The following is a 12,238-nucleotide window of genomic DNA, read 5'->3' as shown; positions in this document are numbered from 1 at the left end:
TTCTTTCAGTATGTAAACAGTCTAACGTTTGGTGGAATGGTTATAGGCTGTTAATCAACCTTTTAAGGTTATTGAAAAAATTTAAGATAGGGATAAGGTGTTTGAACGAGACTCTTTCTCTCCGCAAATAATACTGATAATAAGTTGTTTAAAGATTTACACCGATTTTACACCCAAAAATGTAAGGTTGGGTGTTTTGCTTAAATAATGCCATTCTATGCGATTAATCGGAGTTTTATTTTCATATCGCATAATTTGCTTTATCAATACTTCTCTTCCATCGTCAGTTATATATGTAGCAATTTCCTTCTGTTCTTTCTCTCCTTCTACGATATATTGAATATTCGGATTAAAACAATCTAACAGAAATAAACCTCCGTCTTTGAGGTGATTTTTAACGACCCTAAAAGCCTTCCATCTATGTCCTCCAATATCTATATTTTATGCTTTTGTGGGGAAGGCTACACATACCTGTCCTTGTCTAACGATGAAATATTGCTTATCCATTTGTCAATGTTTTTATTGCTTCTGATTGAGAGTTGACAAAATTTACTTGTTTTCCTTTGTTACTTTCAAAAATGAAGTCACCTAAACTCTTACTTTTGAATTTAGAAAAATCTCCAACAATGACTAATGGCATTTCATATTGTGTAAATTTTTGAAGTATATCTCCTGCTATTTTAGTTTTTAAGTCAAAAAAGTCAGGAGTAATGTTCTTTTCGTGAATAATGATTTTATCAAACCCTTGATAGTATAGATTGCCCAATAAATCTAATCCATCTTCAGTAGTTCTTAAAATGATTTCGTTTGTAATAATTTCGGCTACTTTTTTGCCGTTGATATTGTGTGTTTCAATTCTCATTTCGTCTGATTACTCTTGTTCGTTACTCATCTTTGTCTAACATCTCAAGGAAAATATAAGCGTAGTGTGTTGGCCTTTTATTCAAATTTTTAAAGCTCCGAGTTGCATTATCATACTCAAATTGTCTACGATCCCATTTTCTTTTATTACCAGCCTGTTTTTTTACATTCAAAGATAAGAAAAATATTGTAAATTACACGTTTACGGGATTTTTTGTTTTTGATGCGGGGCAAAAAAGCGTTTTAAAGGCTCACCCGTAAAACCATGTGTTTAAAAAAAGAAGTATCTTTTGAAAAAAATACTTCATACATGCCCTCTTACGAACCCCTCCAAATCCTGGCCCGGTATATCCTTCTACTTCCCCACTTACTGGGATAGAGTTCTATTACCTCGTCAGTTTCCTTTCGTAGTTTAGTTACATGTTGAAGCATATTTTACTCTTTTATTCAATATATTTATATGCTTGTTTTATATCCTATTTATCAACGTATATATTCTCCGAAGAACTCTGTTAACAAATAAGTCATATTTGGTATTCTTCTATTTTTCGATATAGGGTTGCTATCCCTATTTTAAGAATTCGAGCTGCTTCTGTCTTATTCCCTTTCGTGTAGTCTAATACTTTTTTGATATACATCTTTTCAATATCAGCCAATGGCATATTTGTTTCTAAAAACTCAACGTCCGGATATTGTATTTCTGTTGGCAAGGTTTCGAGATTGATTATTTCTCCATCAGTTAGTATTACACTGCGCTCTATCACATTTCTTAGTTCTCTTATATTTCCTTTCCAAATATTATGTTCTAATTTTACCAAATATTCGGAAGATATCGCATTGATTTTTTTATTGAATTTAGTCGAAAAGAAATTCACGAAATCATCCGCAAAGAGTTTAATGTCGGACTTTCTCTCTCTTAGAGGAGGTAAGTGTATTTTAAATATAGACAAACGATAAAACAGATCTTCTCTAAAATGTCCGGTATTAATCTCTTTCTCTAATGTTCGATTGGTGGCTGCAATAATCCGGACATCAACCTTTTGAGGTTTTGTGTCTCCGACTTTCAGGTACTCTTTGGTTTCAATAACTCTTAATATTTTAGCTTGGAGATCGATAGGCATCTCTCCTATTTCGTCAAGAAATAAAGTTCCCTCATGAACTTCTTCCAGTAGCCCTCTTTTATCTTTTAATGCTCCTGTAAATGCTCCCGCTTTATATCCAAAAAGTTCACTTTCCAATAATTCTTTACTAAAGGCAGAACAATTAATTGCTACAAAGGATTTATTTTTTCTATTGCTATCGTAATGAACAGATTGTGCAAAAACTTCCTTCCCTGTACCTGTCTCTCCTGTAAGTAATACTGTAGCGTCTGTTTGAGCAACCTTTCTCCCCAATTCTATTGCAGTTAAAATAGCCGGAGATTTACCTATAATATGATCAAAAGAATATCTTTGTTCTATTTTTTGTTCAAGAGAACTGATTTTTCTGGATAGTTCTGATTTTTCTAACGCCCTATGTACTAATGGTATTATACGGTTATTATCATCTCCTTTCGTTATATAATCAAAAGCTCCATTTTTTATCGCTTGAACGCTGTCCGGAATATTACCATATGCTGTTAAAAGGATAATTTCCGCAAATGGCTGTACTTTCTTTATTCTCGAAATCAATTCTACTCCATTTGCATCCGGTAATCTGACATCACAGATAATTACATCAAATTCTTGTCTTTCCAACCATTTCAAGCCGCTCATTGCATTTTCTGCCTGAATGACGTCTATTTTTTCCAGTTCTATAATTCGAGCCATTAACTTGCGAAGTTTTTCCTCATCATCAATTAATAATACACTTCTCATAATTATATCGTAATAAATAAATTAAGATTCAAAGACCCAAAGACTCTAATTTAATTCTATAATATTTTATTATAGGGTAGGATAAAAAAGAATGTACTGCCCAATCCGGGTTCACTATCCACTCCGATTGTTCCCCCTTGTGTTTCAATAAATTCTTTACTTATCGCCAAACCTAATCCCGATCCGGATTTTAAACTCCCCGGGATCTGGAAGTAACGTTCAAATATTTTTTTCTTATATCTGGATTCAATTCCTTTGCCAAAATCTCTTACAGAAAAGAGGACACCTTGGGATTCTCTTTTCAAGGAGATAATAACATCACTCTCTTCCATCGAATAGCGAATAGCATTAGTTAAAAAATTGATAAGTACCCATGTTGTTTTTTCAGCATCTGCAATGATTTGGGGAATATCTGCCTCAATATTTATTTGGAGCGAAATTTTCTTTTGCTCGGCTTGTATTTTAGTCGTTTCAACAGCGTAATTAACAATAAGCTTCGGATCTGTGGCATGAATATTCAACTGAATATTTCCTGTTTCAACCTGAGACATCTTTAGTAGTTCACCTGTTATTTGTAAAAGCCGGGTACTGTCATCCTTGATTCCTTCTATCAGTTGCTTTTGCTCTTCGTTCAAAATTCCTGTTTGGTCATGTTCAAGCAATTGGGTACTCATTTTTATTGAAGATATAGGCGTTTTTAGTTCATGTGATATGGTGGCAATAAAGTTGGTTTTAGCTGAATCCAATTCTTTGAAAACAGTTATATTCTTCAACAGGATTACATAACCGATTAACTCTGTTATGCTTTCCCCTGTTTTATTGATTTCGATATGAATAATTTCCTTTTCAAAAAAAGACTCCTTGTCATCAGAAAAAATCTTCAATGGAGTATTATCCTTTTTTACTGAGGGATTAATGAGATCAACGATAAGGGTACGTATCAAATCATTTGTAACAGCAATATCCTGAATCGGTCTATTGAGAATTTCGTTTCGTATGAGTCCTGTTATTTTCAAGGCTTCATTGTTAACGAATATAATTACTTTATTTTCATCCAACCCTATAACAGGATCCTGCATATTATTAATAAGCGTTTCAACTCGTTTCTTTTCTTTGAGTATTTTTTCTAATTTGCTATTTGAATATTCATCCAATTTTTCAGCCATTATATTAAATGATTTCGCTAATTCTCCATATTCATTATGCTTTTCAAGATCAATTCTTTGATTATAATTATGGTTAGCGATTTGTTGTATGCTCTCAGTCAGTTGTAATATTGGATTGGCTATATTTCCTGGTAATTTGATAAGCAGGGCAAAAGCTATGATGAAACATAAAACACCTGTTATAATGATCCAAATAATTGCATTTTCTGCAGTATTATTAGCAATCTGGCTTTTTAGTACAATCGCATCCATATTTATCTTCATTAATGTAGTAACCTCTTTTCGGATCATTACTTTAAGACTATCATTTTTTATATCCTGCTTTAAACCGGAAAAAAGATTTGATATTTGTAACGTTATATCGGATTCACCGATTTCTGTTTCATTTTTTAACTGCTTCTTTAGATTTAACTCAAAAGCAGAAATAGCACTTGGATCTATAAGGAATTCATCCAAGGCAAGCAACATATTTCGGGAATATTCCAATGTGTTATAATTGGCTGTCAATATATTGCTTGTGTCTCGTTTTAGATTGTTTATATACCAGATACTCACTCCTGAAAGTAAGATAATCAGCCCTAAAAGAAGCCCTACTCCGGATGTTAATTTAGCTTTTATTTTCATGACAAAATGATTAAGTCTATACCCTCTTTCTTCAATTCTTCCAATATCTTTTTATATATACCGACATATGCCAGCATACGCCATCTGCTAATATAAGGCATTCCGATGCATATGGTTGATACATTTTTCTTAATAGCTTGTTCCAGGATTGCCATTGGTATATTCTTATGTTTTAATTGTATTACTTGCCCTCCTAATTCAACAGCCATTTTGAAACTGTTAATCAGTTTTCTTTGGTTATTTAGCGCTATTTTCTCGACCCTTTCTTGAGGAGTTTGCACATATAATACATACCATTCTCCACTATAATAATTAGCCAGACGAGCTGTTTTTCTAATTATGTTATTTGCCTTTTTTCCATTGCTTCCGATACATGCCATAAAATTTTTATGCAACCAGGGTTGAGGAGGGGACATTTCATTATCCATTTTTTTTAGGACATGGCTTGCTACTTCTTTCAGGGCGAGCTCTCTTAATCGAAGAATATGCTCTGTTTTAAAAAAATTGGATAGAGCGGCCTGTATTTTATCCTCTGGATATATTTTCCTGTCTTTAAGTCTCGTTATCAGGTCATCTGCGGATAGGTCAATATTCACCACTTCATCTGCCATTGCCACAATTTTATCCGGAATCCGTTCGCTTACATTTATGCTTGTAATTTTTTGAACGTCTTCATTCAGACTTTCGATGTGTTGGACATTTACGGCACTTATCACATTGATGCCGGCTTCCAGTATTTCAAGAACATCCTGCCAGCGTTTCTCATTTTTACTTCCTTCTACATTAGTATGCGCTAATTCATCTATAATGACAACTTCCGGATGTAGATTTATTACGGCTTGTACATCAAGTTCTTCCAATCCCTTGCCCTTATAAAAAATTTTTCTTCTTGGAATTATAGGTATTCCCTCCAATAATGCTACAGTTTCTTTTCTGTTATGTGTCTCTATATAGCCAATTTTGACACCTACTCCTCCTTCCAAAAGAATACGGGCCTCCTGCAACATCCTATAAGTTTTGCCGACTCCGGCAATCATACCGATATATAATTTGAATTTACCTCTTTTTGATTGTTTTATCAAATTGAGAAAATATTCAGCACTTTTTCTATCTTCATCCATCGTTTAAATGATTTCTTTAGTTCTCAAGACCCCAATATAAAAACAACATATATTAAAAGTAGTTTTATTGTGTAGAATATTTTCAAAATGGCTACACATACATTTTTTGGATAACCAGTCGAAATCCTATTTTGATTATTTGCTTATTTCATCCAATGCGATGTTCAGTTTTAACACGTTCACTTTTTCAGGGCCAAATATTCCCAATAAGGGTTTTTCGGTATGTTCCTCAATCAATTGATTTAATTTTGCTTCATCAATATTTCTAATTCTGGCAATCCTTTTCACTTGTACTTTGGCTGCCTGCACTGAAAAATCAGGATCTAAACCACTTCCGCTTGCGGTAACCAGATCAACCGGAATTTCAGATTTGTCTATACCGGGATTGTGTACTAAAAATGTATCAATAAGCGCCTGTACTTCTGCAAGATATTTTTCATTGGAAGGGCCTTTGTTGCTTCCTCCCGAACCGGATGCGTTATAGTCTACTGCTGATGGGCGTGACCAGAAATATTTATCGTCGGTAAATGCCTGTCCAATGTTAGAATAATACTTTTTACCATTATGCTCAATAATCTCTCCCTTTCCTGAATTGGGAGCGAACTGTGCTACACCCCAAACTGCTAATGGATAAATTACTGTAAAAAACAGAATCATCACAACGGTCAATTTGATTGCGGACAAAATATGTTTTTTCATTGTGCTTATTATTTTATTTAAATGATTAAAAGAAAAACGAGATAGCCATATCTATCAGCTTTATTCCAGCAAAAGGAACTAAAATGCCCCCGAGGCCAAATATCAACAAGTTCCTGCGAAGAAGTGCGCTTGCACCGATTGGCTTATAGGCTACACCTTTTAAAGCCAAAGGAATAAGTAGCGGAATAATTATTGCATTAAATATCACAGCCGACAAAATGGCACTTTCAGGACTGTGTAGATTCATTATATTTAAGCCTTGTAATGCCGGAATAGCCGTAATAAACAATGCCGGGATAATGGCGAAATATTTGGCTACGTCATTGGCAATACTGAAAGTGGTCAATGTTCCTCTTGTCATAAGTAATTGCTTGCCTATTTCCACTACCTCAATCAACTTGGTAGGATCATTGTCCAGATCAACCATATTACCTGCTTCTTTAGCAGCTTGAGTTCCATTGTTCATCGCTACGCCCACATCGGCTTGAGCCAGTGCCGGAGCATCATTTGTTCCATCTCCCATCATTGCCACCAGACGACCTTCCGCTTGTTCCTTCTTGATGTAGTTCATCTTGTCTTCCGGCTTTGCCTCGGCGATAAAATCATCCACTCCGGCTTTCTCTGCAATAAATTTTGCGGTCAATGGATTGTCTCCCGTCACCATTACGGTTTTAATTCCCATTTTACGAAGGCGTTCAAAACGCTCTTGAATGCCTGGCTTGATAATATCCTGTAACTCTATAACTCCCAATACCTTTTCATTTTCGGAAACTACCAGAGGAGTTCCTCCATTTTGAGAAATGTTTTTCACTTTTTCCTCAACCTCTGCCGGAAATGTATTATCTGCCCGTGTTACAATATTCTTAATCGCATCAGTTGCACCTTTGCGGATACGGGTATTTTCATAATCAATGCCGGAACTTCTTGTTTCTGCAGTAAACTTGATGAATTCAGGTTTTTCGATCCCATAACTTAACGGATGGATCCCCGCCAGTTCGATGATAGATTTGCCTTCCGGTGTCTCATCTGCCATAGAACTTAAAACAGCTGCTTTAATCATTTTTTTTTCGTCAATTCCATTTGCAGGATGAAAATGTGTTGCCTTACGATTTCCTATGGTTATAGTACCTGTTTTGTCCAATAGCAAGACGTCAATATCACCGGCCGTTTCCACCGCTTTGCCACTTTTGGTAATTACATTGGCTCTCAAAGCTCTATCCATACCTGCAATGCCGATGGCTGATAACAAACCGCCGATAGTTGTCGGAATAAGACAGACAAATAGCGAAATGAAAGATGCTATGGTTATGCTTACATTTGTATAATCAGCAAATGGCTTTAATGTTACACATACGATGATAAATACCAGTGTAAATCCTGCCAGTAAAATAGTCAATGCGATTTCGTTAGGTGTTTTTTGCCTGGCAGCTCCTTCCACCAAGGCAATCATTTTATCCAGGAAACTCTCGCCGGGCTGTGTAGTTACTTGGACCACTATTTTATCAGATAATACTTTTGTTCCGCCAGTTACTGAACTTTTATCGCCACCTGCTTCCCTGATCACGGGAGCAGATTCGCCGGTAATGGCACTTTCGTCAATGGTTGCCAGTCCTTCAATAATTTCTCCATCGGAAGGAATTACATCTCCTGCTTCACAAATGAATACATCTCCTTTTTGTAATTGAACAGAAGAAATGGTTATTCCGTTTTTTAATTTAGCAGGGGTTTCCTCTCTCGTTTTACGAAGGCTATCTGCCTGCGCTTTCCCTCTTGCTTCAGCATTAGCCTCTGCGAAGTTTGCAAATAATAAAGTCAGCAATAATATGACAAATACTATAAAATTATATCCAAAATTTCCTTGTCCCTGAGCTCCGGTCAATGTCCAAAAGCTTACAATCAGCATAACTATTGTTCCTATCCAAACGGTAAACATCACCGGATTATGGAACATTATTTTCGGGTTTAGTTTCACAAAAGATTGTTCCACAGCTTTCTGAACCATTTCTTTTTGAAACAATGAATGATTATTGTTCATCTTTATATTCTTTAATCAGTTTTTAATACAATGAGAAATATTCTGCGATAGGTCCTAATGCCAATACAGGGAAGAATGCTAATGCTGCCACAATAGCGATAACAGCAAATACCATTAGGCCAAACGTGGCAGTATCTGTTTTTAACGTTCCATCACCTTCCGGTATAAATTTCTTTTCGGCGAGTAATCCTGCTATTGCCACGGGCCCAATGATTGGTAAGAAACGGGAAAGTATAAGCACAAAACCTGTGCTGATGTTCCACCAGAGTGTATTATCTCCCAACCCTTCAAAGCCACTTCCGTTGTTGGCAGATGCAGAAGTATATTCATAAAGCATCTCGCTCAGTCCGTGAAATCCAGGGTTATTAAGTGTTGCCATTGTATATTGTGGCAATGCAGCAGCTAACGCGGTACCGACCAATATGAGGAACGGGTGCAATAGGGCTATAATCATAGCAATTTTCATTTCTCTTGTTTCTACCTTTTTTCCTAGAAATTCAGGAGTTCTTCCTACCATTAAACCGCTGATAAATACAGCCAGAATAATAAAGATGAAAAAGTTTAGAATTCCGACGCCAACACCTCCATAAAAGCTGTTAATCATCATAGCCAATAATTCGTTCATTCCTGATAGTGCCATTGAACTGTCGTGCATGGAATTTACAGAACCGGTTGATATTACGGTAGTAACAATGCTCCAAAATCCTGATGCCGGTGCCCCCAGACGTATTTCTTTTCCTTCCATCGCCCCAAGTGAATCATCAATTCCCATCGCAGCAATAGCCGGATTACCGTTCATTTCCATGTTGATATTTGGTATGGCAAGCATTAAAAAACCTGCAGTCATTACACCAAATATCATCCACGATAATTTTCGTCTTCTGATAAAATAGCCAAATGCAAAAACCATAGCCATAGGAATGATAAGCTGTCCTATCATTTCTGCCATATTGGATAAATAAGAAGGATTTTCAAAAGGATGTGCCGAGTTTACTCCAAAGAAACCTCCACCATTTGTTCCAACGTGTTTGATGGGAACAAATGCTGCCGCAGGCCCTCTGGACACCTCTACCGTATCTCCTTGCAGTGTAGTGATGCTATCCTTGCCTTCAAATGTCATTGGCGTACCTTCAAAAGACAGAATGAATGCGAGAACAAATGACACCGGTAACAATATTCGGGTACAGGATTTTACAAAGTAATTGTAAAAGTTGCCGAGGCTTGTTGTAGACTTGTCTCTGAATGCTCTAAATACCACTACAGCTGCCGCCATTCCTGTACCGGCACTTACAAATTGTAAGAACATTAACCAAAATTGCCCCAGATAGCTCAAGCCTGTTTCTCCTGAATAATGTTGTAGATTACAGTTTACCACAAATGAGATGACAGTATTGAAGGCCAAATCCGCGGACATACCGGGGTTTTTATCCGGATTTAATGGCAGGCTTCCCTGAGTCATTAAAATCAGCATTCCTAACAAGAACCAGACCATATTAATAGTTAGCAATGCTATCATCTGTTGTTTCCAGTTCATTTCTGTTTGCGGATTGATGCCGCTTATCTTATAAAAAATCTTTTCTATCGGATTGAGGACCGGATCAAGTAATGTTTTCTCACCACCGTAAACTTTTGCAATGTATTTACCGAACGGTATTGCCAGCAATATAGACAAGGTAAACATTACGATTATTCCTAAAATTTCTGTGTTCATATTTTTCTTTTAAATTTCAGTTCTGAATGAGTTTTATAATAATCCCCATTGTGGCAATTTTACCAGAACCACAATCAACAAATGAGACGACTTGGCGGATTGCCCTATGGAAACTGATTTTCTTAATCTGGGAATATCTATTATATTCTTACTTTTCATATCTCACTTCTTATTTAAAAATTTTCAGGGTTTATCAGTACGTAGCAGATATACCCGAATACTCCGATTGCAACAACTAATAATGCTATCATATTTTCTTTTCTTTTGTTATTTCTAAAAGGACTTTTATATATACAGTTTGTAAATCTTGTGGAAGTGTCTTTATTATTTCTATTAAATTATCTACACCGAGATTGAATGTTAAAACCGTTAGAAATTCATTTTCTATGGCATTTTGTATGAATAAATCTTCTGATTCATATAAAGAAGTGATCATTTTTAGGATCTCGGAAGCTTTTAATTCACCAAAATGTTTTGCGCAAAACCATCCCAGATAATGAAGGATTTTATAATCCTCCACTTCTTTATCTATTTCTTTATTTGTTATATCATAAGAATAGGCTTCCGGGATCCATCTCTTAAAATATTGGTCTAGTCTTGGTTTCATATTTTTTCAAAAAAGTCAATTGATTTATAAAATAGTCCAAAACAGGCTATACCCGCTACTATTAATATTACTGTCAACATCATATTCTTTTTTAATTTAACATATGTTCTTTTGTTTCTCTTCTTTTATATGCCATATCTATGCCAAACTAACCTTGTTGATTATATTTGACTTATCATCAGATGATTAACTGTTAATGGCAAAAGGTTATATAAAAACTAAGCCTATCATTATGATAAGTTTTTTATCATAATGATAGGCTTTCACTCTGGAATGATACCTATGAAAATTTATTTGCTATCCACTGTGAAAAGAATATCTTCTTTTAAAAAATTCTTCATTCCCGATGAGGCTTCCACCAAGCAATGGTCGTCATTCCCTTTTCCCCAATATCCCAATATACCCGCACTTGCGGCAGGTATATTATATCTTTTGGATAAGGGTTCCTGGGGTCGGGATGATAAATGACTTCGTACATAATGTCTTCCATAAAGGAATATTCCTTCGGAAGAATCTTTCTGATTATTGTATCTTTACTCATATCTTCTTCCCGATATAGAACACATATCCGTAGAACTCTTTGTATTTGTCATACAACTCCTTTTCATGGCGTTGGCCGGCAATAAGTTCTTCGACGGTTTTGCTCCCTGCATGTTTCTTCAGAAATGCCTCCTGTGTCTTGAGACATGGAGCGAAGAAATGCTCTGTCCAACAGGTTTCGGGAATGATAAAGGTGGCAATAGGGATATAACCTGCGTTCTGCATCTGGGCGACTTTGTTTGGGATGGTGTCTATTTCGGTATAATGCGCCATCCAGAAGTCGTGGATTTCATCAGGACGTTCATTGGTAAACCACGATGCTTCGGATACGGCAACATAGCCACCCGTTTTCAGGAACTCGCGCCATTCGTTCAATCCTCGCTCAAAACCGATATTATAGATAGCCCCTTCCGACCAGATCAGATCTAAAGATTCTTTCTCAAAAAGCAGATTATCCATTGAACCTGTAATGCCTTTTACCCTGTCGGAGAGGTTTAGTTGTTCCGCATTCCGATTGAATATGTTAATAAATTCAGGAAAAAGGTCAAGCCCAATAATCTGTCCCGGTACATTTCCGGCCAGCGTCATAGTTTGTCCACCCGTTCCGCAACCAAGGTCGGCAATACAAGAACTGTCGGTCAGATTGTCGATAAAACTCAATGCTTTAAGGGTTACTTCGGGGCTGCCCGGTCCCTGACGTTCTACGCTTGAGAAGTATTCGCAGATTAAGTTGAAGTCGAAGTCGTGAATTGATTTATTTTCGTTACTCATGATGTTTCAATATTAGTGATGTGGGAATGATATGGAACAGAAACAATATGCTTGTTTCCATATCAATGATTTATAAATATATATACATAAAAATAACTCGGACAAGAATATGCCAGAGCGTTGCTAAGGGATAACCTCGACAGAAACGTCAGAGGTTATTTACTTCACGGACTCCTTCTTAAATTTAAACATCCAATCGTTTTAGTAAGGGCAAAGGTAATACTTTTTTCCTTACAACGGCTTCACC

11 protein-coding genes and 1 pseudogene are annotated in these 12,238 nt (G+C 36.2%); all 12 read right to left on the bottom strand.

Annotation, left to right across the window (positions count from 1 at the left end; translation table 11 throughout):
• Nucleotides 1–204: 204 nt before the first annotated feature.
• A pseudogene (locus Q0502_RS05235) lies at nt 205–417 on the bottom strand (class I SAM-dependent methyltransferase); the annotation flags it as partial.
• Nucleotides 418–499: 82 nt separating this feature from the next.
• Complete coding sequence (locus Q0502_RS05230; protein ID WP_298648016.1) at nt 500–862, bottom strand: DUF4180 domain-containing protein; 363 nt, start codon at nt 860–862, stop codon at nt 500–502.
• Between the two features lie 523 nt (nt 863–1,385).
• Nucleotides 1,386–2,717 carry a sigma-54 dependent transcriptional regulator gene (locus tag Q0502_RS05225; protein ID WP_298648013.1) on the bottom strand — a complete coding sequence of 444 codons (1,332 nt, stop codon included), beginning with the start codon at nt 2,715–2,717 and terminating at the stop codon, nt 1,386–1,388.
• A gap of 56 nt (nt 2,718–2,773) precedes the next feature.
• Complete coding sequence (locus Q0502_RS05220) at nt 2,774–4,507, bottom strand: ATP-binding protein (RefSeq protein WP_298648010.1); 1,734 nt, start codon at nt 4,505–4,507, stop codon at nt 2,774–2,776.
• Nucleotides 4,504–5,628 carry a sensor protein KdpD gene (locus Q0502_RS05215; RefSeq protein ID WP_298648007.1) on the bottom strand — a complete coding sequence of 375 codons (1,125 nt, stop codon included), beginning with the start codon at nt 5,626–5,628 and terminating at the stop codon, nt 4,504–4,506. The genes Q0502_RS05220 and Q0502_RS05215 overlap by 4 nt, the downstream gene beginning before the upstream one ends.
• A gap of 135 nt (nt 5,629–5,763) precedes the next feature.
• Nucleotides 5,764–6,327 (bottom strand): K(+)-transporting ATPase subunit C, encoded by a 564-nt coding sequence (locus Q0502_RS05210; RefSeq protein ID WP_298648005.1) that lies wholly within the window; start codon nt 6,325–6,327, stop codon nt 5,764–5,766.
• 25 nt (nt 6,328–6,352) lie between these two features.
• Nucleotides 6,353–8,368 (bottom strand): potassium-transporting ATPase subunit KdpB, encoded by a 2,016-nt coding sequence (gene kdpB, locus Q0502_RS05205; protein ID WP_298648025.1) that lies wholly within the window; start codon nt 8,366–8,368, stop codon nt 6,353–6,355.
• A 16-nt stretch (nt 8,369–8,384) separates the two neighbouring features.
• Nucleotides 8,385–10,073, bottom strand: coding sequence for a potassium-transporting ATPase subunit KdpA (gene kdpA, locus Q0502_RS05200; protein ID WP_298648002.1), 1,689 nt, complete (start codon nt 10,071–10,073; stop codon nt 8,385–8,387).
• 173 nt (nt 10,074–10,246) lie between these two features.
• Nucleotides 10,247–10,324 carry a K(+)-transporting ATPase subunit F gene (gene kdpF / locus Q0502_RS05195; RefSeq protein WP_298648023.1) on the bottom strand — a complete coding sequence of 26 codons (78 nt, stop codon included), beginning with the start codon at nt 10,322–10,324 and terminating at the stop codon, nt 10,247–10,249.
• Nucleotides 10,321–10,680: a hypothetical protein gene (locus Q0502_RS05190; RefSeq protein ID WP_298647999.1), complete on the bottom strand. Its 360-nt coding sequence runs from the start codon at nt 10,678–10,680 to the stop codon at nt 10,321–10,323. Before Q0502_RS05190 ends, kdpF begins: the two co-directional genes overlap by 4 nt.
• Nucleotides 10,681–11,017: 337 nt before the next feature.
• The gene (locus Q0502_RS05185) at nt 11,018–11,221 is read right to left on the bottom strand and encodes a hypothetical protein (protein WP_298647996.1); all 204 of its coding nucleotides are present in this window, start codon (nt 11,219–11,221) and stop codon (nt 11,018–11,020) included.
• Nucleotides 11,218–11,991 (bottom strand): class I SAM-dependent methyltransferase, encoded by a 774-nt coding sequence (locus Q0502_RS05180; protein ID WP_298647994.1) that lies wholly within the window; start codon nt 11,989–11,991, stop codon nt 11,218–11,220. Before Q0502_RS05180 ends, Q0502_RS05185 begins: the two co-directional genes overlap by 4 nt.
• Nucleotides 11,992–12,238: the final 247 nt, after the last annotated feature.

Origin of the sequence: uncultured Proteiniphilum sp. (assembly GCF_937873925.1) — a bacterium.
Classification (GTDB): Bacteria; Bacteroidota; Bacteroidia; order Bacteroidales; family Dysgonomonadaceae; genus Proteiniphilum.
Note: the sequence above shows the minus strand (reverse complement) of the source record. Positions and strands in the feature narration are given on the sequence as shown.